Origin of the sequence: Streptomyces sp. NPDC093085, assembly GCF_040683935.1 — a bacterium.
Lineage (GTDB): Bacteria > Actinomycetota > Actinomycetes > Streptomycetales > Streptomycetaceae > Streptomyces.
Window position 1 is genome coordinate 41,415 of the sequence record NZ_JBFBFB010000015.1, and the last position, 21,810, is coordinate 63,224.

18 protein-coding genes and 2 CRISPR repeat arrays (1 of these 20 cut by a window edge) are annotated in these 21,810 nt (G+C 69.9%); of the genes, 10 read left to right on the plus strand and 8 right to left on the minus strand.

Annotation, left to right across the window (positions count from 1 at the left end):
- A CRISPR array of direct repeats spans window positions 1–1,359; the repeat unit is 29 nt; unit sequence CGGGTGACCTCCGCTCGCACGGAGAGGAC; it begins 261 nt to the left of the window's first position.
- 172 nt (window positions 1,360–1,531) lie between these two features.
- From cas3 to cas2e, 8 genes are all read left to right on the plus strand, one after another.
- A complete protein-coding gene (gene cas3 / locus AB0O07_RS30445) occupies window positions 1,532–4,459 on the plus strand; it encodes a CRISPR-associated helicase Cas3' (protein WP_365639332.1) in 2,928 nt (975 codons plus the stop codon).
- A 180-nt stretch (window positions 4,460–4,639) separates the two neighbouring features.
- On the plus strand, window positions 4,640–6,259 hold the full coding sequence (gene casA / locus AB0O07_RS30450) for a type I-E CRISPR-associated protein Cse1/CasA (protein WP_365639334.1): 1,620 nt from the start codon (window positions 4,640–4,642) through the stop codon (window positions 6,257–6,259).
- Between the two features lie 52 nt (window positions 6,260–6,311).
- Window positions 6,312–7,142: a type I-E CRISPR-associated protein Cse2/CasB gene (gene casB, locus AB0O07_RS30455; RefSeq protein WP_365639336.1), complete on the plus strand. Its 831-nt coding sequence runs from the start codon at window positions 6,312–6,314 to the stop codon at window positions 7,140–7,142.
- 73 nt (window positions 7,143–7,215) lie between these two features.
- Window positions 7,216–8,397 (plus strand): type I-E CRISPR-associated protein Cas7/Cse4/CasC, encoded by a 1,182-nt coding sequence (cas7e, locus tag AB0O07_RS30460; protein WP_365639338.1) that lies wholly within the window; start codon window positions 7,216–7,218, stop codon window positions 8,395–8,397.
- Entirely contained in the window at window positions 8,394–9,272 is an 879-nt protein-coding gene (gene cas5e, locus AB0O07_RS30465; protein WP_365639341.1) for a type I-E CRISPR-associated protein Cas5/CasD, read from the plus strand. Before cas7e ends, cas5e begins: the two co-directional genes overlap by 4 nt.
- Complete coding sequence (gene cas6e, locus AB0O07_RS30470) at window positions 9,269–9,943, plus strand: type I-E CRISPR-associated protein Cas6/Cse3/CasE (protein WP_365639343.1); 675 nt, start codon at window positions 9,269–9,271, stop codon at window positions 9,941–9,943. Before cas5e ends, cas6e begins: the two co-directional genes overlap by 4 nt.
- Window positions 9,940–10,935: a type I-E CRISPR-associated endonuclease Cas1e gene (gene cas1e / locus AB0O07_RS30475; RefSeq protein ID WP_365639346.1), complete on the plus strand. Its 996-nt coding sequence runs from the start codon at window positions 9,940–9,942 to the stop codon at window positions 10,933–10,935. The genes cas6e and cas1e overlap by 4 nt, the downstream gene beginning before the upstream one ends.
- A 25-nt stretch (window positions 10,936–10,960) precedes the next feature.
- On the plus strand, window positions 10,961–11,272 hold the full coding sequence (cas2e, locus tag AB0O07_RS30480; protein ID WP_365639348.1) for a type I-E CRISPR-associated endoribonuclease Cas2e: 312 nt from the start codon (window positions 10,961–10,963) through the stop codon (window positions 11,270–11,272).
- A gap of 18 nt (window positions 11,273–11,290) precedes the next feature.
- Window positions 11,291–12,112: a CRISPR direct-repeat array (repeat unit 29 nt; unit sequence GTCCTCTCCGCGCGAGCGGAGGTCACCCG).
- Window positions 12,113–12,127: 15 nt separating this feature from the next.
- Here cas2e and AB0O07_RS30485 read toward each other — a convergent pair.
- Window positions 12,128–12,376 carry a hypothetical protein gene (locus AB0O07_RS30485; protein WP_365639350.1) on the minus strand — a complete coding sequence of 83 codons (249 nt, stop codon included), beginning with the start codon at window positions 12,374–12,376 and terminating at the stop codon, window positions 12,128–12,130.
- Between the two features lie 880 nt (window positions 12,377–13,256).
- Here AB0O07_RS30485 and AB0O07_RS30490 point away from each other — a divergent pair.
- Window positions 13,257–13,772, plus strand: a complete 516-nt coding sequence (locus AB0O07_RS30490; protein ID WP_365639353.1) for a gamma-glutamylcyclotransferase family protein — start codon at window positions 13,257–13,259, stop codon at window positions 13,770–13,772.
- Between the two features lie 97 nt (window positions 13,773–13,869).
- Here the strand turns inward: AB0O07_RS30490 and dctA are convergent, their stop codons facing one another.
- The 6 genes from dctA to AB0O07_RS30520 form a co-directional block, all read right to left on the minus strand.
- A complete protein-coding gene (gene dctA, locus AB0O07_RS30495) occupies window positions 13,870–15,258 on the minus strand; it encodes a C4-dicarboxylate transporter DctA (protein ID WP_365639355.1) in 1,389 nt (462 codons plus the stop codon).
- A 234-nt stretch (window positions 15,259–15,492) separates the two neighbouring features.
- On the minus strand, window positions 15,493–16,878 hold the full coding sequence (locus AB0O07_RS30500; RefSeq protein WP_365639358.1) for an aldehyde dehydrogenase family protein: 1,386 nt from the start codon (window positions 16,876–16,878) through the stop codon (window positions 15,493–15,495).
- Window positions 16,875–17,309: a cupin domain-containing protein gene (locus AB0O07_RS30505; protein ID WP_365639361.1), complete on the minus strand. Its 435-nt coding sequence runs from the start codon at window positions 17,307–17,309 to the stop codon at window positions 16,875–16,877. The genes AB0O07_RS30500 and AB0O07_RS30505 overlap by 4 nt, the downstream gene beginning before the upstream one ends.
- Before the next feature lie 31 nt (window positions 17,310–17,340).
- Window positions 17,341–17,643 carry a putative quinol monooxygenase gene (locus AB0O07_RS30510; RefSeq protein ID WP_365639363.1) on the minus strand — a complete coding sequence of 101 codons (303 nt, stop codon included), beginning with the start codon at window positions 17,641–17,643 and terminating at the stop codon, window positions 17,341–17,343.
- Entirely contained in the window at window positions 17,640–18,743 is a 1,104-nt protein-coding gene (locus tag AB0O07_RS30515; protein WP_365639365.1) for an Ldh family oxidoreductase, read from the minus strand. Before AB0O07_RS30515 ends, AB0O07_RS30510 begins: the two co-directional genes overlap by 4 nt.
- Before the next feature lie 156 nt (window positions 18,744–18,899).
- On the minus strand, window positions 18,900–19,625 hold the full coding sequence (locus AB0O07_RS30520; RefSeq protein ID WP_365639367.1) for a GntR family transcriptional regulator: 726 nt from the start codon (window positions 19,623–19,625) through the stop codon (window positions 18,900–18,902).
- A 204-nt stretch (window positions 19,626–19,829) separates the two neighbouring features.
- Here AB0O07_RS30520 and AB0O07_RS30525 point away from each other — a divergent pair, with 204 nt between their 5' ends.
- Window positions 19,830–20,957 (plus strand): PrpF domain-containing protein, encoded by a 1,128-nt coding sequence (locus AB0O07_RS30525; RefSeq protein WP_365639369.1) that lies wholly within the window; start codon window positions 19,830–19,832, stop codon window positions 20,955–20,957.
- A 287-nt stretch (window positions 20,958–21,244) separates the two neighbouring features.
- Here the strand turns inward: AB0O07_RS30525 and rraA are convergent, their stop codons facing one another.
- The gene (gene rraA, locus AB0O07_RS30530) at window positions 21,245–21,739 is read right to left on the minus strand and encodes a ribonuclease E activity regulator RraA (RefSeq protein WP_365639372.1); all 495 of its coding nucleotides are present in this window, start codon (window positions 21,737–21,739) and stop codon (window positions 21,245–21,247) included.
- Window positions 21,740–21,810 lie beyond the last annotated feature (71 nt).

Genomic DNA, 21,810 nt, shown 5'->3' on the forward strand with positions numbered 1-21,810 from the left:
TCGCACGGAGAGGACCGTACGACGGTCAGCGCGGGCGCGCCCGCGTACGGGCGACCTCCGCTCGCACGGAGAGGACTCGGAGAACCCCGCGTACTGCTTCGAGAAGTGCGGGTGACCTCCGCTCGCACGGAGAGGACGCGGTCGATGCCGCTGGCACCCTTGCGGGTCGCGGGTGACCTCCGCTCGCACGGAGAGGACGCGACCGCCCGCTACGCCATCACCGAGCAGGGCGGGTGACCTCCGCTCGCACGGAGAGGACTTGATGGCCACCGCCAGCTCGGGCCGCAGAAGCGGGTGACCTCCGCTCGCACGGAGAGGACTATCCCAGCTTGGTCGTCCTGGAGGCGGTGGACGGGTGACCTCCGCTCGCACGGAGAGGACCACCACCGTCCGCTCGTACGCGGCCGCCGTGCCGGGTGACCTCCGCTCGCACGGAGAGGACCCGCACCGACCAGCCCGGCCACCATCTGCGGGACGGGTGACCTCCGCTCGCACGGAGAGGACACCTACAACCGCAGCGGAGCGATTCCGTACATCGGGTGACCTCCGCTCGCACGGAGAGGACGAGTGGGCCGCCGATGTCACTGCCGCTCGATTCGGGTGACCTCCGCTCGCACGGAGAGGACGGACCAGGAGGGAGCGCCTTCGGCGCGCATTCCGGGTGACCTCCGCTCGCACGGAGAGGACGCCCGAAGCCCCTCAAGGACTTTTACGAGGGGCGGGTGACCTCCGCTCGCACGGAGAGGACCCTCCTGTATTGCGGACAGGGAGACCACCGGACGGGTGACCTCCGCTCGCACGGAGAGGACTCAGCTCCGGTAGATCAGCGCGCCGTTCTTTCCGGGTGACCTCCGCTCGCACGGAGAGGACCGCTGAGACGCCGAGGCCCAGGGCCAAGGAAGCGGGTGACCTCCGCTCGCACGGAGAGGACCCCGCAACGCGGCGATCGTCCAGGACGAGATCCGGGTGACCTCCGCTCGCACGGAGAGGACACCGTGATCCCGGCGGGCCCCGGCACGCTCACCGGGTGACCTCCGCTCGCACGGAGAGGACGCGTGAGGCGATGTGGGGATGGGCCAGGTAGGGCGGGTGACCTCCGCTCGCACGGAGAGGACTAGACCGTGTTGATCACGAAGTCGACGGGGCCCGGGTGACCTCCGCTCGCACGGAGAGGACGCCTCGACCGCCTCGGTCGCCTCCTCCAGGAGCGGGTGACCTCCGCTCGCACGGAGAGGACGGTGGTGGTGTTCGGGGCCGAGGCCCACGGGTCGGGTGACCTCCGCTCGCACGGAGAGGACAACGTCGACACCGCGTCCAAGAGCATCGGGGACGGGTGACCTCCGCTCGCACGGAGAGGACACTTCCTGACCTGCAACGTTAGGAGGGCTTTGCCGTTTCTTTACCGGTCGCCATGGTGGCCTCCGATTCTTCGAGCTGATGCGCCTCGACAGTGTAGAGGGGCTATCGCTCAGAAGGGGGCTTCACCTGGGATTAGTCCGCGTTGTCAGTGGCGACTGCTATCTCTAGCTGCATGGCTGAACGTGAGAAGGCGCGTCCAGCAGACGGGCGTCTGGATGTCCGCCTGTGGGGCAAGGAGAAGGGGCTGTCGGCGCCCTATCCGGTGGTGTGCCATCTGCTCGACACGGCTGCCGTGTTCGGGGTGTTGTGGCGCGATCTGCTCGGGGAGCGGATGCGGGAGCGGATGGCTCGGGCCCTGGGGCTGGCGCAGGACGAGACGCGGGTGGTGCTGTCCTTCTGGGCCGGACTGCACGACGTGGGGAAGATCAGCCCTCCGTTTCAGGCGCAGGTTCCCGCGGCGTATCAGGGAGTTCGTGACGATCCGGGGTACCTGAGTGCGCCGGGTGCCGAGAACGAGCGGGCGTTCCGGCATGAGATGGCGACGCATTGGGCGCTGGCCACGTTGTTCGCGTCGGCTGGGTATCCGGGGGTCTCAGAGGGTAAGCGGCGGCTGTTGCGACTGGCTGTCAGCCATCAGGTCGCTCAGTTGCTGGGTGGTCACCATGGGTGCTTCGGTGAGGTTTTGCAGCCTGGGAAACTCGCGGTGGCGAGCGAGCACCAGCCCGGCCTGGGCGAGTCCGGATGGGCCGAGCAGCGCGCGGCGCACTTCGATGCCGTACGGCGGGCCCTGGGGGCCGATGCCGTTCCGGCGCACGGGTTGCCGGCCGAGTTGGCCGTGGTGGTGACCGGCCTGGTGGTCGTCGCGGATTGGCTGGCCAGCCAGACCGACGCGATCGAGGCGCTCATGCCGGGGGCCAACTGGCAGAGCAGCCCGGACGAGTTGGACGAGCACTGGCGGCGGGCACAAGCGGCGGCGCCCGGTCTGGTGAAGGCGGCGCAACTTGGCCGCGCTGAGTTCAGGGCCGAGCGGTTCGACGAGATGTTCCCGTTCCGGCCGAATCCACTCCAGGAAGATCTTGCTGACCGTCTGCCGGAGCTGGTCTCCGAGCGGGGCGCGGGGCTGCTGCTGGTGACGGCGCCCACCGGCGACGGGAAGACGGAGGCCGCGCTTTTCGCCGCCTCCGTTCTGGGAAGGGCTGCTGGGGCACGGGGCTTGTTCTTCGCCCTGCCGACGATGGCGACCGCCGACGCGATGCTGCCGAGGGTCGACGCGTTCGCGGGCACCGCGCTGGCGGGTGAACGCGCTCTGACGTTGCTGCACTCCATGGCATGGCTCAGCCCCGTCTATACGGGGAAGTACGCCGGGACGGGCTATGCGGGGGAGGACGCCGTCGCCGGGGCCGGACAAGGGGCGGCCGAGGCCGGCTCGCTCGACGGCGGGATGAGCAGCGACGCCCGCACCGCGACGGAGGCCGGTGCGTGGCTGCGTGGCGCGAAGCGAGGGCTGCTCGCTCCGCTGGGCGTGGGCACCATCGACCAGGCCCTGAGCGCCGTACTGCCGCTCACCCACAACGCGCTGCGTCTGTTCGGTCTCTCCGACAAGGTCTTCGTGGTGGACGAAGCCCATGCGTACGGACCGTGGATGCACAAGCTCCTGACCCGTCTGCTGGAGTGGCTGGGATCCTTCCGGGCGCCGGTCGTTCTGCTCTCCGCGACGCTGACGGGACGTACGGCGGCCTCGCTGGTCGACGCCTACCGTCGCGGCGCCGGGTACCTGGACCCCTCGGAGGTCGAGCCCCGCTACCCGGGGTGGCTGTTCACCGACGCGGGCAGCGGAAGAGTCTCCGCTCCCCGGTCCGTGGGCAGCGGTCGTACGCGCACCCTGGACGTATCGGTGGACCGGGTCGTCTGGGACACGGAGGACGCGCCGGGCACCGTTCCCCGCGCCGGCGGCCGACGAGAGGCGCTGCGGCACCTGCTCGCGCCCGTCGCCGAGGAGGGGGGTACGGCGCTGGTGTGCTGTACGACGGTGGCCGAGGCCCAGCGTACGTTCCGTGATCTGCGTGCGGCCTTCCCCGAGTTGGCGGCGAGCCGGGGCGGTCTGCGGCTGCTCCACTCGCGCTATCCGGCGAAGGTACGGCGCGAGATCACCGCCGCCTGTGAGGCTGGGTACGGTAAGCCGCGCGCTCCGGAGGATACGGAACGTCCCCGCCCTGCGTCGGTCCTCGTCGCCACCCAGGTGGTCGAGCAGTCCATGGACCTCGACTTCGACCTGGTCGTCACTTCCCTCGCCCCGCTGGCCCAGCTTCTCCAGCGAGCCGGTCGTGGTCGTCGGCACCCTCGGGGGACGAAGGGACGGCCGGAGTGGGCGCGCCCGGAAGACCGGCCCCGCCTGGCGGTACTGGAACCGGTCGACGGTGCGGGAGAGACGTCCGTGCCGCGTATGTGGGGCACGGTCTACGACGCCGGACTGCTGCACCGTACCGCGCTCCTCCTCCGCGAAGAGGCGGCCGGGACGATCGCGGTACCGGGAGATGTGCAGCGGCTCGTCGACGCCGTGTACGCGGAGGATTTCGTCGACAAGCTCGACGCGACCGTCCAGGAACAGCTTCGGCACATGGACGCTGAGCGGGAAGCCTCGGAAATGGCGCAGGTACACATGGCCGACCTGGTCGGTATCCGTGCCCCCGCGGACATCGCCTACGACCTGAACAAACTCAGCCGACGCGAGTCGGGTGTCACCGAAGAACTCGTGACGACCCGGCTCGGGGCCGACAGCGGACGGGTGCTGTGCGTGTACGAACAGCCCGGTGGCGCGATGACGCTCGACCCGGACGGCGAACTTCCGCTGCCGAAGGCCGGCAGGCACGGACTGACCCGCGACGCGCTCGCCCTGGTCATGGAACATGTCGCACCGGTCCCCGGTACGTGGCTGCGGGACGGGTCGGCCGGGTTCCCGGCACCGCGCGGCTGGGACAAGCAGTCAGCGCTGCGGGACGTGGTCCTTCTGCGCATGCGGTCCATGCCGGACGGTTCTTGGGCCTGCCCTGACGGTGCGAAGACGATCACCATCTCCGATGTCGGTCTGGAGGCAAGCTGATCAATTCCGCACTTTTCATCTTCTGGGCCTCAGACGCTCCTAGAGTGCCTATGGCTGCACCAAGTCCCCACTCCGAGTGTCGATTTCGGCTGTGCTCACGCCGGTCAATGCCCCATCGGGCCTGTCGCCCTACCGGCCAGGGCAGTCAACAAGAGGGCAGCGGCCCACGAAAGGAACCCCTTGCCTACCCCGCCGCCGATCCAGACCCCGACGCCGGCTCCGACCACGAACCGCTCCTACAGCCTGCTCGACGAACCGTGGATTCCGGTCCTCTGGACCACCGAGGCACAGCGCGCCGCCGGTGAACCGCTGCCCCCGCGTACCGGTCTGCGGAATCTCCTGCTGTCCAGCGAGCGGATCAAGGGGCTCGCGGTGGCCGATCCGCCCGCACACTCGGCGCTGCTCCGTATCCTCTACGCGCTCACCGCGCGCGTGACCGGTCTCGATGAGACGGGCTCGGGCGACTGGGGAGACAGACGCGCGGAGGCGCTGGACGAGGAGCGGCTGGACGCGGGGAGGATCGAGGAGTACTTCGCCCGGTATTCCGACCGTTTTTTCCTGTACGACCCCGAGGGTGGCCGCCCCTGGATGCAGGACGCCCGCCTGGCCGACCAGTGCGATCCAGACAACACCGCCGGTGTCAACAAGCTGATCGTGACCCGGCCGTCGGGCAACAACCATGCCTGGTTCCGCCACGGCAGCGACGCCCGGCCCGATCTGCCCACCACGACCGAGGCCGTCTTCAACCTCCTGACCTGGCACTACTACGGCCCTTCGGGGCGCTGTTCGGCCCGCGAGGTCGCAGGGGTGAAGAGTGCCAGCATGACGGCGGGGCCGTTGCGTACGGCGCTCTCCTACCACCCGGAGGGCGACACTCTGTTCGAGACGCTGCTGGCGGGTCTGGTACGGCCCGACACCACCGTCCGGCGGAAGACGGACCGCTGCCCGTGGGAATGGGACGAACTGCCCGACCCCGACGCCCCGCCCCGCCCGCCGCGCGGACCCTGCTCCCGCCTGACCGCCTGCTCCCAGCACGCCCTGCTCCTGGTACCCGACCCGGAGAACATGGACCGGGTCCGTGACGCGTTCATCACCTGGGCCTACCGCAGTGGCCGTATTCCACGCGACGACGACTACCTGATCTGGCAGATCAGCCAGCAGGGCAACCGCTACCCGCGGCCCGCCGACTCCAGCCGCGCTCTCTGGCGCGACCTCGACGCCCTGCTGCTGAAGCAACCGGGTGGCACCGCGCAGGCCCGCCGGCCCGCCGTCTTCAACTCGGCCTTCGAGGTCTCTGAGGAACTGCGAGTGAGGGCGCTGGGCTTCGAGCAGGAGGGCCAGGCCAAGGACACCCAGTTCATCGACGCCTCCACACCTGCCGTTCTCGGGTACGTCGAAACCAAGGTGAACGCGCGGACAGCTCCCGCGGTGGGGCTCATGCGGAAGCTCGGGGAGGACCACGGCCGCAACCTCGACCGGGCGCTCAGAAAGGCATGGGCGGCCTACAAGGACGACCCCAAAGCCGATGCCGGCAAGTGGATCGAGGAGGCGGGGGCACGGTACTGGCCGGCGGCCGAGACCGAGTTCTGGACCCGCTTCCGCCTCCTGGACCGGACCGGTCAGATCCTGGGCGCCGGACTGGACCAGGCTGCGACCCGCAGGGCGTTCCTCCGTCTCGCGGAAGCCGCCTACGACCAGGTGACCCGATCCGTCACCCGGACACAGCGGGGCGCCAAGGCGGTCAACGAGGCCCGTATCGAACTCTACGGCCGCCCTCGGCGCCGCAGCCAATCCGGCTGACATCCCCTCCCCAGCACGACCGACCCCCGACACGACGACGGAGAGTGCGCTCATGACGACCGCTGCCCGGCCCGACGATCCGGCCGCCGCGTACCGCGAACGCCTGGCGAAATTCACCTCGTGGATCGAGCAGATCTGCAAGAAGGACCCCGGAGCCCGCCGTGCCCTCCGCAGCGGGCTGCGCCGGGGCATCAACGATGTGCAGTTGCAGCCCATGCACCGTCTGGTCGCCGTCTGGGTCCCGAACTCTCTCTCCGGAGACCGGCAGTTGCCCTACTACGCCGTCGCCTCCATGATCGCGGCGCAGGCGCGCCACACGTTCGCGGAGACCGACGACGAGGACGACACCGAAACAACCGAATCGTCGGAAGCGACCGGAGCGGCTGGAACCGTGACGGCCGAAACAGCGGAGGCGCCCAGCGCTCACGCCGTGAACAAGGAAGCCGGCTTCGGCAGCGGCGGCGAGCCGACCGGTGAAAGCGCCGGGCAGGACGGGGCGCCGTCTGCGGACGCCGCGAAGAAACCTCTCCAGCGTTACGGTCCCAGCCTCGGTACCGCCTTCGCCATGGCGGTGACCACCGCCTCCGACAGGGACCGGGCGATGCGCGACTCCGCTGCCGAGGCCCGCCTCAACTTGCTGACCCGGCAGAGCGCCCAGGGCCTGCACCGTCATCTTCCCGCTTCCGTCGGCTACCTGCGGGAACTGAAAGTGCCCGTCGACTGGGCCCAGCTCCTGTCCGACCTGCTCGCCTGGCCGCACCGCTCCGGGGAGATCTCGCGCCGCTGGCTCCAGGACTACTACCGGCTACGGGAACAGGAAGCCCGAAAGCGGGTGGACGAGGACGGCCACCACGAACAGGAACAGCCGCTCGAAGCATCCTGACGCCCTTCGGCCCTGTCCCGTCACCAGCCCGTCACACACCACGTATCCCCGCACTGTTGAAGGAGCATCCTCCATGTCCGCGCCCGCCCGCTTCATCGATGTCCACATCGTGCAGTCCGTCCCCTTCGCCAACCTCAACCGGGACGACACCGACTCCGTCAAAACGGTGCAGTACGGCAACGTGTGGCGCACTCGCGTCAGCAGCCAGTCCTGGAAGAAGGCCACCCGCGACCTCTTCCAGGAGCAGATCGGCCAAGCGGCGCTGCGTACCCGCCGTATCGGTGAACGTGTCACTCTCGAACTCGAAGGCCGGGGCTGGCCCCCGGACCTCGCGCAGCGTGCCGGGGCACACATCGCGGCAGGCAGCAGCATCAAATTCGAGCTGAGCAAGGACCGTGCCAACCCGAAGCAGACGGTCCCGAACAAGGTGATCACCAACGCGATGGTCTACGTACCGGAGAGCGCCGTCATGGAACTCACCGACATCGCCGAAGAGCACCGTGAAGAGTTGGCCGGGGCCAAGGACATCAAGAAGCCCGCCGACAAGAGCGTCCTGCCGAAGGACCGGATCGAGGCGGTGCTCCGTACCCGTAACGCCGTCATCAACCTCTTCGGACGTATGCTCGCCGAAATCGACGAAGCGGGCGTCGACGGCGCCGTCCAAGTGGCCCACGCCCTCACCACCCACAGCACGGATATCGAACTCGACTACTTCTCAGCCGTCGACGACCTCACCGATCTCTGGGACGACTCGACCGGCAGCGGCCACATGGGCAACGCCGAATTCAGCGCAGGGACCTTCTACCGCTACGCCACCGTCGACCTGCGCGACCTCGCCGCTAACATCGGCGACGAACCCTCCGCCCTCCGTGAACTGGCCGGCACGTTCCTCGCCACGTTCATCGAGTCCCTGCCGCAGGCGAAGAAGAACTCCACCGCCCCGCACACCATCCCCGACCTCGTCCACCTTTCCGTACGGTCGGACCGCCCCCTCTCCTACGCCGCCGCCTTCGAGGAGCCCGTACGAGCCAAGGCTGAAGGCGGATTCGCCGCCCGCTCCGTCGAAACCCTCAACACCTACGCCACCACCGCCAACAAACTGCTCGGCGCCGACCGCGTCCTCACCTCCGGCTGGACGGGCGTGGAGTCCAAGGAACTGACCGGTCTCGGCGCCCGGCACGACTCCTTCGCGGAGCTCATCACCACCGCCCTGAACAGTGCGCTCGGGCAGGCCCCCACCAAGGCGACCGCGTGACCGGCCCCACCCGCCCCCAACCCCAGCCAGGGCTGCTGCTGCGTCTGACCGGCCCCCTACAGTCCTGGGGCGAACGCAGCCACTTCAACCAGCGCGACACCGCCGGCTTCCCCACCAGGTCCGGTGTCATCGGACTGCTCGCATCCGCCCTGGGCCGCCGACGCGACCAGCCGGCGGACGACCTCGCCCGGTTCTCGCTCACCGTACGCGCCGACCGGCCCGGCGTACTCCTGCGCGACCTGCACACCGTCGGCGGCGGTCTGCTCCCGAAACAAACCGTCACCACCGCCGAGGGAAAGAAGCGCGGAGGCGACACCGGAACCCTCGTCTCCCACCGCTACTACCTCGCGGACGCCGCGTTCACCGTCGCCCTCACCGCGACATCCGAGCGCGGCGGCGAAGCGATGGCCCAGACAGATCTGCTCGCCCGCTGCGCACACGCCCTGGACAGGCCGCGCTGGCCCCTCTACCTCGGCCGCCGCTCCTGCCCGCCCGAGGGCCCCGTTCTGCTCGGCACCTCCGACGACGCCCTGCACCACCTTCTCCACCTGCCCCTTGCGGCAGTCGAGCCCAAGACCCCGGGCACCGTCGAATTCTTCTCCGACCGGCCCCTGGACCGGCTTCCCGTCCCCAGCGAGCTCATCGGGCCTGCCGATGACGACGGAACACGTCCCTCCAGCAACGTCAACGACGAACCGCTCTCCTTCCACCCCCGTCGGCGCGCCTACCGGGACCGTCCCCTCTATCGCCGCACCCTCCACCTGCCCGAAACCCCCTACGCGGGGCTGGGTGCCAAGCAGCTCGCAGCGCTCGACACCTACCTGTCCGAGCACCTGACCGACCACCCGGCCCGCACCGAAGGGAAAGGCCGTTGACTCTCTGGCTCACCCGCGTCGTCCCCGACCTGCGTTCCGCGGACGCCCGACGCGACACCAGGGGCCCCGGCGGAGCGATCCACCTGCACCGACGCCTCATGTCGCTCTTCCCTTCCGACGCCGGCCCCGACCCCCGCGCCCGCTTCGGCGTCCTCTTCCGGCTGGAGGACACCCCCACGGGTCCGCAGATCCTGCTACAGAGTTCCGTCGAACCCGCCCTGGACCGCCTTCCCGAGAACTACGGCACCTCTCTCACCCGGCCGCTCACCCCGCTCCTCGACGCCCTGAAACCCGGACTGACCATTCGCTATAGCTGCGTCGCCAGCCCCGTACGCAAACCAGGGGCGACCACCCGCGCCCTCTACAAGCTGCCCCCGGTCGTCTCCCTGACCGGAAAAGCGGCCGACGAGTGGTGGTCCAGACAGTCCGACGCCAGCGGACTCAAACCGCTCACCCTCCACTCCCAGCCTCTCGACGCCGTACAAGGCCAACGAGGTGCACAGGGCCCGGCAGCACGGCAACGCGTCCGCCACGCCCGAACCCGCTTCGACGGCACCGCCGCGATCATCGATCCCGACCTTCTCCGTACGAAAATCACCGAAGGCATCGGACGCGGTAAACCGTACGGATGCGGTCTTCTCAGCATCGCCCCCGCACGAGGAACCGCATGACGCCCACCACGGCGGCGGCCTCCGAACGCACTCCCTCGGAAGGCCGCCGACGGCTCGCGGCTCCCACTGTGGCGATGCTGCCCCGCATCGCCGACTCACTGTCCTTCCTCTACCTGGACATCGTCCGCATTCACCAGGACGACACCGGAGTCTGCGCCGAAGTCACCAGCGAACGCCACGGAACCCAGACCGTCTACCTCCCCACGGCAGCTCTCAGCTGTGTCCTGCTCGGCCCGGGGACCTCCATCACCGCCCGAGCCCTGGCCACCCTCGCGCGCCACGGCACCACCGTCGTCGTCACCGGCGCCGGAGGCGTACGCTGCTACGCAGCCACAGTGCCCGACTCGCTCACCACCACCTGGCTGGAGCGCCAGACCCGCTCCTGGGCCGACGACACCAGCCGCCTGGCCGTGGCAACCGCCATGTACGAGCAGCGATTCGGCCGAGGCACCGTCCCAGCCGGCACCACCCTCGCCCAACTCCGCGGCCTGGAAGGCCAGCGGGTCAGGGCCCACTACCAACTCCTCGCCCGCCAGTACAAGATCGGCCGCTTCCGCCGCGCCTACGACCCTGCCTCCTGGGACACCCAGGACCCCGTCAACCTCGCCCTCTCCTCCGCCAACACCTGCCTCTACGGCATCGTCCACGCCGCCATCACCGCCCTGGGCTGCTCGCCCGCCCTCGGCTACGTCCACAGCGGTAACCAGCAGGCCTTCGTCTACGACATCGCGGACCTCTACAAGGCCGAACTCACCATCCCTCTGGCCTTCTCGCTCCACGCCTCCAGCAACCCCGAGGCAGCGGCACGCCGTTCCTTCCGCGAAGGACTACGCCTGTTCAAGCTCCTCCCGCGCATCGTCGCCGACATCCAGCACCTCCTGGACCCCGACACCACGTACGAGGTACCCGACCCGGAAGAACAACTCGTCGACCTCTGGGACCCGATCGCCGGCACCGTCCAGGCCGGAATCAACCACGGAACTGACTTATGACCACCACGCCCCGAGGACCCCGCCCATGTCCTCAATGATCGTCCTCTCCGCCACCGCCGTCCCCGACCACCTCCGAGGCGCCCTGACCCGCTGGCTCCTGGAAGTCACCCCAGAGCTGTACGTAGGCACGGTCTCGGCCCGCGTCCGCGACGAACTCTGGTCCTCCGTCGCCGCCTGCACCGACGACGGAATGGCCGTCCTGGCCTACCCAACAGACAACGAACAGGGCTTCACCCTGCGCACGGCAGGCACCCGCCGCCGCGAAACGATGGACTTCGACGGTTTGGTCCTGATCGCCTTCCAGCGACAAGGTCAAGAAACGGCAAACCCCTTCTAACGCCGCAGGTCAGGAAGTGTCCTCTCCGCGCGAGCGGAGGTCACCCGTCCCTGATGGTCATCGGGGACACGCTCAGCCGGTCCTCTCCGCGCGAGCGGAGGTCACCCGCCGGGCGTGTTGAGGGCGAGGGCGAGGACGGCGTCCTCTCCGCGCGAGCGGAGGTCACCCGCGCCAGACGGAAGCGACCTGCCCGACGTGACCGTCCTCTCCGCGCGAGCGGAGGTCACACGGACTTCGGCGGGTTCGTGAACACCAACGTGGTGTCCACTCCGCGCGAGCGGAGGTCACCCGGCTTCAGCCCCCGGGCCACGCAGACGGTTTCGGTCCACTCCGCGCGAGCGGAGGTCACCCGATCGAGGACAGGACCCCCGTCGATGCCACCCCGTCCACTCCGCGCGAGCGGAGGTCACCCGTCGGGCCAGGCAGCGATCGAGGGGCCCGACGCGTCCACTCCGCGCGAGCGGAGGTCACCCGACGATGTTCAGCGTGGTGATCGGGTTGGAGACGTCCACTCCGCGCGAGCGGAGGTCACCCGCCGTACGAGCTGGCCGAGTACACCCCGGCGGCGTCCTCTCCGCGCGAGCGGAGGTCACCCGGGCTGGGTGCTCGGGGAGTGGAAGGGCGACCCGTCCTCTTCGCGCGAGCGGAGGTCACCCGGTCCGGCCGAGTGCCGGCCTCATCGAGGACATGTCCTCTCCGCGCGAGCGGAGGTCACCCGGGAACGGGGACAGCATGAACCAGGACATGGCAGTCCTCTCCGCGCGAGCGGAGATCACCCGGCCGCCTTGTCCTCCTTGGCCTTGGTCTCGGAGTCCTCTCCGCGCGAGCGGAGGTCACCCGCCACACCAGGGCGCCCTAAGGGCGCTCGTCGGCCTGTGGGTGCCCACTCATCAGCGTCCGGCCGGAGCTGTCGAGTGCATCCAGCTTGAGACCATGGCCGACAGCGGCCTCGAATCGGACTGCGAAGCCGTCCGCCCGGTATGGCGGCGGAACCTCGTCGCTGATGTCCACTGCCTCCTCGCGAGCCTGATCCAGGCCGTTGACCAGACGGGAGACATGGCTGTGCCGGTCGGCCGAACGGTCGGCGAGGCGTCCGCCGCCCATTGCTGGCCTGGGCTGCTTGGGGCGCAGTGTCCGGATCCGCCACGAGACGAGGAGGCGCGGGGTGCTGGGAGAGGGGTGCGGTTCAGGCAGGGGGCGAGGCGTGCCGCTCACCCAGGGCATTCAGCAAGAGACGATCGTCGATCATGTCGGCACCTTCCAGGATGGCCTGCTTGGCGGCGGACTCGGCAGCCTTCACGAGTTCCGCATGACTCAACCGGCCACCCGCTCAGTCACTGAGGGCCACCGCACTGCGAGAGTGTCCATTCCCGCGAGCCTCCGGCGGGACGATGAGGACTCGCAGGGCATGCCGTTGTCGTGGCCACGGGAACGGTGCTGATGTGAGGGCGGTCAGGCTGCGGATACGGCTGGCAGCGTTGCGGTGCAAACATCACCGATGTTGGGGCAGGCCCATGAAATAAGGGGCTATCGTGATCCTGATTTGCGCCTGCGATGAGACGCGTGGCCGTGCTGACGTGTCAGCACGGAGGGCGGATCGACGGGGATTCGGCCGGACTCAGGGGGATGGAAACAGGGCTTTTTGTCCCGATTCTCTGGTGAAACCGCAGGTCAGAAAGGTAACAATTTCGGGTTCGACTCTCCTAGGCTCCACTTTCTCGGACCCCCTCCGACCTGCGGAAACGCGGGACGGAGGGGGTCTTGTCCGTGTTTCGGCGGGCGGGGGGCGGGCGACGAGTGGGCGGGGAGTCGGGCGCCGGGCCGACCGCCGCGACGGCGGACACGGCCGAAGCCGGCGTCGAAGCGACGACCCCCGTGTTCCGCTGCCGGTCCGGAGACGCCACGATGAAGGGCGACGGCACCGGATTCCGCCGCACCGCGCTGGTACGGGGCGGCGGCGATGTGTGTGAGGGCAGGAACGGCCATGGACCACACCACCCCGCGGCGCGGCCCGCTTCCGGCGGACTCCGCTGGCAGGGACCGCCTTCCGGCGGACTCCGCCGGCCGGGGCCGACTTCCGGCGGACGCCGCGCTTCTGTTCGCTTACGGGACACTCCGGTTCGGTGCCGTCCTCGACGCGCTGCTCGGGCGGATACCGCACCGCGTACCGGCCGTCGCGCCCGGCTGGCGTGCTGCGTCGCTGGAGGGGCGCGTCTATCCGGGGCTCGTGGCGGCTCCCGGCTCCGCGGCTCCCGGGGTGCTGCTCACCGGTCTCAGCCGGAGGGAATGGGCCGTCCTCGACGCCTTCGAGGACGACCGTTACGACGTGCGTGAGGTGTCGCTCACCTCGGGCCGGAGCGGGCTCGCCTATGTCTGGCGGGGCGGCGAGGTCCGCGACGAGACCTGGGACGCCGAGCGGTTCCGGGCCCGTCACCTTGAGGCGTACGCCGCCCGGTGCGCGCGGATCGCTCCTGGGCTCGCCGCCGAAGCCGACCGGTGAACGCCGCCGGGGGGAAGAGGGCTGGTCGGCGGCGGGCATCCGGTGCGCGGCCGGAGACGGCCGCACCGGTGCGGTGAGCCCTCTCCGGCCGGGGCCGTCATGGCGTGGTCGGTTCGTGAACAACGTGGACGAGGTCCTGGTTCGGGGCGGACCCGGCGCCCGTCCCGGACCCGGACCCGGGCCCGGTGATGGAGGGGACGGGTCTGCCGTCCAGGACGGCCTTGGCGCGTTCGAGGTCGAACTCGCCTTCCCATTTCGCGATGAAGATGGTCGCCACGGCATTGCCGAGGACGGTGGTCAGGATGCGGCCCTCGTTGAGGAACCGGTCGATGCCCACGATCAGGGCCAGGGCCGCCATCGGCACATGACCGATGATGCCGATGCTGCCGGCCAGGACGACGAACGCGCCGCCGGGTACGCCGGCCGCTCCCTTGCTGGTGAGCATCATGATGCCGAGCATCGCCATCTGAGCGCCCAGGGACAGGTGGATGTCCAGCGCCTGGGCGAGGAAGAGCGAGCTCATCGTGAGGTAGATGGCGGTGCCGTCGAGGTTGAAGGAGTAGCCGGCCGGCAGGGTGAGGCCGACAACCGGCCGGGAGGCGCCCAGGTGCTCCATCTTGCCGACCATGCGGGGCAGTACGGCTTCGCTGGAACACGTGGCCAGGATGATCAGGAGTTCTTCCTTGAGGTAGCGGCACAGTTTGAAGAGGCTCAGGCCGGTGTAGCGCAGCAGCCCTCCGAAGACGACCAGGATGAACACCGCGCAGGTGGCGGAGAAGAGCGCGATCAGGACCAGTAGTTGGTGCAGGGTGCCGATGCCGTACTTGCCGACGGTGAGGGCGATCCCGCCGAAGGCGCCGAGCGGGGCGGTGCGCATGACCCAGCCGACGACCTTGTAGACGACCCGGGAAAGGCTCTCCACACCGCGCAGCAGCCCGTCGGCGGGCTCGCCGACGGCCTTGATGCCGATGCCGAACAGCACGGACACCAGCATGACCGGCAGGATCTCGCCCTCGGTGAAGGCGCTGAACATGGTGGTCGGGATGATCGACAGGACGAAGTCCGGCAGATCGATGTGGGTGCTGGTGGTGCCGTCGGGCAAGTCGTCGGTGCTCAGGGACGAGGCATCGATGTGCATTCCGGCGCCCGGCTGGAACACATTGGCGACCGCCAGGCCCACGAGCATGCACAGTCCGGTCAGGACGACGAAGTAGAGCAGCGACTTGGCGCCCACCCGGCCCACCCGGCCGATGGAGTCCACCTTGCCCACGCCCAGGACGACGGCGCAGAAGATGACGGGCGCGACGATCATCTTCATCAGGGCGACGAACCCGTCGCTGAACGGCTGCATCTGTACGGCGGTGTCCGGCCACGCGGCGCCGGCCACGATGCCCGCCGCGACACCGATCAGGACCTGGACCCACAACTGGCGCAGCCAGTATCCGACACCGCGCGCCGTTGCGGACGTCCTCGGAGTGCTGGACATTTTCATCCCTTCTACAGGCCGGAAACAATCTCTGTATACAGGGCTGCATTCATCTCTGTATAGAGCTGTGTCGACAGGAGTTGGTCTCTCCGGGGAAGTGGGGAAGCGGGGAAGTGGGGAAGCGGGGTCGGTCTTTCCGCGGAAGCGCTGACAGCGGGCGCCCCACGCAGCAGGTCCCGGCCGCCCGTGCGGGGCAGCCGGGACCCGGAGCGTGTGTCCGTGCCGGTCGGATGGTCAGTCGGCCACCCAGTAGGTGCGGGTGTTGGTGAACTCCCTGATGCCCGCGGCTGCCAGTTCCCGGCCGTATCCGCTGCGCTTGGTGCCGCCGAAGGGCACCCGGGGATCGGAGGCGACGATCGCGTTGACGAACGCCGCGCCGCTGGTGACGCGCCGGGCCAGGGCCACCCCGCGGGCCGGGTCGGCGGTCCAGACGCTCAGCCCGAGCCCGTACACGCTGCTGTTCGCGAGGCGGACGGTGTCCTCGTCGTCGGCGGCGACGGTGAGGGCGGCGAGCGGGCCGAAGGTCTCCTCGTCGAAGGCGGGCATGCCGGGCCCGGTGCCGGCGAGGACGGTCGGCGGGTAGAAGAATCCGTCGCCGGGCAGCGGCTTGCCCCCGGTCAGCAGGAGGGCCCCGGCGGCGACGGATTCCTCGACCTGCCGATGGATCGCGGTGCGCAGGTCGTCGCGGGCGAGGGGGCCGATCTGGGTGTCGCGCAGGAACGGATCGCCGACCCGCAGGGCCTCGGCGCCCGCGACGAACGCCCGGGTAAAGGCGTCGGCGACCGCCGCGCTGACGATGAACCGTTTCGCGCAGACGCAGCTCTGCCCGGAGTTGGTGAAGCGCGCCTTCACGGCCGCAGCGGCGGCGGCCTCGATGTCGGCGTCGTCCAGGACGACGAAGGCGTCCGAGCCGCCGAGTTCCAGGACGGACTTCTTCGCCGCGCGGCCGGCCGCCGAACCCACTGCGGCCCCGGCTCGATTGCTGCCCGTGAGCGTGACGGCGGCGATCCGGTCGTCCTCGATGAGCCGTGCGGTGGTGCCGGGCACGTCCGTGTCCGCGACGTGCAGGACGGTCACCAGATGCTCGGGGAACCCGGCCTCCACGAAGAGGTCCTGGAGGGCCAGCGCGCTGCCCATCACGTTCGAGGCGTGCTTCAGCAGCACGCCGTTGCCCGCGACCAGCGACGGGATCGCGAAGCGCATGACCTGCCAGACGGGGAAGTTCCACGGCATGACCGCCAGGACCACGCCGACCGGCTCATAAGCCACCCACGCCCGCGCGCCGTCGATCTCCACGTGCTCGTCCGCGAGGATGCCGGGGCCGGCCTGCGCGTAGTAGTCGGCCGTGACCGCGGACTTCTCGACCTCGCCCTCGGCCTCTCCGAGGGGCTTGCCCATCTCGGTGACGGCGAGCGCCGCGAGGCGGTTCCCGCGCTCGCGCAGGACGCGGGCGAGAGCGGCGGCCCGCGCGGCGCGCTCGGCGACCGGCACCAGGGCCCAGGCCCGGCTCGCGGCCCGCGTACGGTCCACCGCGGCGTCGACACGGTCCGCGCCCCAGGCTTCGTACGTCGCCACCGGCCTGCCCGTGGCGGGGCTGACGACTTCGATGGTGCCGCTCATACGGTGGGCGCCCCTCCCCTGTCGTGCTCGGACAGGTGCTCGAAGGTCTCCCCGGTCGCGGTGATGGTGCGGGTGACGTCCCGGCCGCCGTAGACCCAGTAGATCCGCAGGGCGCCCGCGCCCCGGTTGAAGAAGCGGTGCGGGATACCGGCGGGAACCCAGGTGGCCTGCCCGGCCTCCAGATCGAAGAGCTCTCCGTCGATCTCCGCCGTCGCCTCACCTTCCAGGATCAGCACCGACTCCTCGACGTTGTGGCTGTGCAGCGGCAGTCCGGTACCGGACTGGAACACGGTCTGACCGGTGGTGACGGCGGCCGTCGCCGAGTTCCACTTCCCGACGTAGGGGATCGTGGCGACGCCGCCGCCGCGGTCGAAGCGCTCGACCTCGGCAGGGTGGATGAGCAGGTTCGGTGAAGTGGGCCTGGCGCGCATGCGGCTCGGACCTTCCGTTCTCGGGGGCGGATCAGACGTGGTGGAAGAGGCGGCGGGAGAGGGTGTTCACCTGGCTGCCGGGCACGACGTAGCGGCTCGCGGCCTCCCGCCAGACCTTGAAGTGCGGCGCCGCGCGGTGCGCCTCGACCGCGGCCTCGTCGTCGTAGCTCTCGTGGAAGACGAAGTGGTGGTCGTCCGCCAGGTCGCAGACCACCTCGAAGGAGCGGCAGCCGGGCTCGTCGGTGAAAGTACGCTCGGCGTTCTCTCCGATGGCGGTCAGGAAGGCGGCGCGGCAGCCGGGGACGACCTGGAGGGACACGGTCAGCGTGATCATGCGGAAAGCTCCTCGGGTGCGGGTGCGGACGCGGGTCCGGGTACGGGTGCGGGAATCGGGGCGGGCAGGGGGGTTCCGGTGGCGGCGGCGATACGGGCGAGGGAGGCCCAGGTGTCGTCGACGACCGTGATGCCCTCGCCGGCCAGCCGCTCGGCGGTACGGATCTCCGGTTCGCCCGGGACGAAGATCTCCGCGACGCCGGGAGCGGCAGGGGTGGCCTTGGTCTCCTCGACGAGGGCTTCCATGCGCCGCTCGAACTCGGCCGGGTCGGCCATCGCCCGGATGTCGACGCAGATCAGCAGGTGGCCCACCCCGCTGCGGCCGGCCGGGCGGTACGGGCCGACGACCGAGGTCCCGAAGGCGCTGCCGGTCAGCACCCCGGCCAGGACATCGAACATGAAGGAGATGGCGTAGCCCTTGTGGCCTGCCATGGGAAGGATCAGACCTTCGATGGCACGGCGCGGATCGGTCGTGGGCACCCCGTCGCGGCCGGCGGCCCATCCCTCGGGGATCGGCTGTCCCCGCTCCTTGGCGTGGTAGATCTTCCCGCGGGCCACCGCCGTGTTGGCGATGTCCATGACGACCGTGCCGTAGCGTCCTCCCGGCGCGGCGATCGACCACGGATTGGTCCCCACGCGCTTCTCCCGCCCGCCCCAGGGCGCCATCGCCGGGCTGGCGTTGGTCATCAGCAGCGCCACGCAGTGCTGCGCGGCGGCCTTGCGGGTGAAGTACGCGGCGGTGCCGAAATGGCCGGAGTTGCGCAGGCCGACGGCGCTGATCCCGTGCTGTCGGGCGCGCTCCACACCCCAGCCCACCGCACGGTCGGCCAGCACCTGCCCCAGGCCGTCCCGGCCGTCCACGACCAGCACCGCACCGTTGTCGCTCACGGTCTCCGGGGCGGCCACGGCCGCCGTCGCGCCCGACTCGACGCGCTCCAGGTACCAGGGCAGGCGCAGCATGCCGTGCGAGGGGTGCCCCCACAGCTCGGCGGTCACCAGCGTGTCGGCGAGCAGGCGGGCGTCGGCCGGCGGAACCCCCTTCGCCTCGGTGGCGGCGGCAGCGAACCGGAGCAGGTCGGCGGCGCCGACGGTATGAGGCATGGGGCGGTCCTCGTCTCGGAGAGCAGTGCTGGGCATCCTGTATCCAGTTCTGTATACAGCAATGCCGCCAAAGAAACCATGGCCCTGGTGCCGACGGGTTCAGCGGGTGCCGACGGGTTCAGTGGGCGACGACGGGTTCAGTGGGTGACGACGGGTTCAGCGAAGGGTGTCGAGCTGGATCTCGGCGCCCGCCATGGAATCCAGAGTGGTCAAGCTGTCGATGAGCGCCTGGAGGGTCTGTGCGAGGTGATGGCGTGAGGCGGCCTCGGCCGACTGGGCGTCCCCGCGCGCGATCGCCTGCACCATGGCGCGGTGTTCGTCGAGCGATGTCAGCATCCGGCGCGGACCGCTGTGGGAGAGGTGCCGCAGGCGGGCCGTCTGGCTGCGCAGGTCGCCGATCGTACGGGCCAGGTACGGATTGCGGCAGGCCGCGATCACCGCCTGGTCGAACTCCTCGGTCAGCTCGTAGAAGTCCTGGTACGACCGTGCCTGCGTGGCCGCGTCCAGCTCATGGAAGGCCCGCTCGAACTTCTCCAGCCGGTCCAGCAGCCCGCGGAACGGAACCAGCACCGGCTCGTCGGCCGCCCCAGCGGCGGCCACCAGGGCGGCGGCGCGCGGCTCCAGCAGCATCCGGAACTCGAACAGCGCGCGCACGCCGCCCAGCGACAGCGCGGCCACCCGCGCCACCTCGCCCGGCACGAAGTCGACCAGCCCCTCGCGCGCCAGGCGGCGGATGGCCTCGCGCACCGGGGTGCGCGAAGCTCCCAGTTCCTCGCCCAACTGGACCTCGCTCAGCTTCGCCCCGGGCCGCAGCCGCATCGACTCGATGTCGCTCTTCAGCCGCGCGTAGACCGCTTCGCTCTTGCCCGTCGCCCGGACCATGCCGCTCCTCGTCAGTCCTGTCGCACACCAGCTTGTATACAGGCTACCGGGTGGCCCCACCGCCACTCTGCCCGTGAGCGGAACCGGACCCCCCTTCCTCCTCCGGCCATGCTTCGTCTCCGCAGTGACTTCTCCGCAGTCACTTCTCTCGGTCCGGGCGTACTGTATTTCTATCTGTATACCAAGGGCGATGGAGGGACACGCATGGCGCAACGTTGGATTCCGACGGTGTTCACCCGCGGCGGGACGAGCAAGGGACTCTTCTTCCACGGTCGGGACCTGCCGGCCGCGGGCCCCGACCGTGATGCGGTGTTCGTCTCCGCGATGGGCAGTCCGGACCCGTACGGCCGTCAGCTCAACGGTATGGGCGGAGGGCAGTCGTCCCTGTCCAAGGTGATGATCATCGAACCGTCCTCGCGCGAGGACGCCGAAGTGGAATACACCTTCGGCCAGGTCGACGTGAAGAGCGCCCTTGTCGACTATGCGGCGAACTGCGGCAACCTGTCCTCCGCCGTGGGCCCGTTCGCGGTCGACGAGGGGCTGTGCCCGCGCGAGGACGGAACCACCACCGTGCGGATCCACAACACCAACACCGGGAAGCTGATCCACGCGACCTTCGAGGTCCGGGACGGAGTCGCCGAAACGGACGGGAGCATGGCACTGCCGGGTGTCGCCGGAACCGGGGCCCCTGTCGAGCTGGAGTACTTCGAACCCGCCGGGACGCGGACCGGCGCGCTCCTCCCAACCGGCCTCCCGGCACAGGACCTCACCACGCCGTCCGGGACGTTCCGGGTGTCGATGGTCGACGCCACGAACCCGATGGTGTTCGTACGGGCAGCGGACTTCGGCCTGGACGGAACGGAAAGCCCGGACAGCATCGAGGCACGGCTGGACGTGATGGCCCGCCTCGACTGCGTCAGGCGGGCAGCGGCCACGGCCATGGGCATGTGCGACGATCCCTCCCGCGCCCCGCTGGGTGCCCCCAAGATCGCGGTGGTCGCCGCGCCCGCTCCCTACACACTGCTGGACGGCCGTGAGGTGACGGCGGCGGAGGCCGACATCGCCATCCGGGTCGTCTCCATGGGGCAGTTGCACCGGGCGCTGCCGGGCACCGCGGCGCTGTGCTCCGCGGTCGCCGCCCGCGTTCCGGGAACTCTCCTCCACGACATCGCTCCGGCCGGACACGGCGCACCGATCCACCTGGCCAGTCCGTCAGGCGTGCTGACCGCGGGTTCGAAGGTCGAACCCGTCGAGGGGGGAGGGGTGCACGCGGTGAGCGCGTCGTTGTTCCGTACGGCGCGCCCATTGATGAAGGGCTTCGTCGCCGTCTAGCGCCCCGACCGCATGGCTCCGTCACGCCGCTCGGACCTGCGGAGACGGGCCGCGCCCAGCCGGTGGAGACGGCCGCCCCGGCCGGTGGAGACGGCCGTCCCAGCCGGTGGAGGCGGCCGTCCCAGCCGGTGGAGGCGGGCCGGCCGGGTCACCATGTACGCAGACGGGGACAGCGTTCCACCGGCTTCCGCGCGCCGGCCGGACACGCGCCGGAAGCCGGCCTCCGGGCCGAGTGGGCCACGGTTCTCCGCTGTGATCCACGCCCGGGAAAGCTGCCACGAGGGCGGTCAGCCCACCACCACGACGCCGTCCTCATCCGAGTACAGGGTCTCACCGGGTACGAACTCGGTCCCGCCGAAGGAGACAGGTACGTCGACCTCGCCGGTCCCCGCTTTGGCGCTCTTACGGGGGTTGGCCCCCACGGCCTTGATCCCGATCGGGAGGGGCGCCAGCGCCGGGCTGTCACGCACCGCTCCGTTGATGACGACCCCCGACCACCCGTTGGCCAGGGCGAGTCCGGCGATGACATCGCCTATGAGAGCGGTGTGCACGGATCCGCCGCCGTCCACGACCAGCACCGCTCCCGCGCCGGGAGTCGCCAGCGTCGCATGCATCAGCGCGTTGTCGTCCCGGCAGCGGACGGTGCGCACGGGGCCGCAGAAGCGACGGACGGCTCCGTACTGACGGAACTGGGTGTCGCAGGAGCGCACCGCATCGCCCAGTTCGTCGGCGAGATCGTTCGTGGTGCGCCGGCCGGAGAGAAACTCGTCTTCGGGTGTCATGTCTTCCGTTCCCGCGCGGGCGTCGGTGAGGACGGCGCGCGTTGCGAGGCAGTCTTGTATACATAACAGTA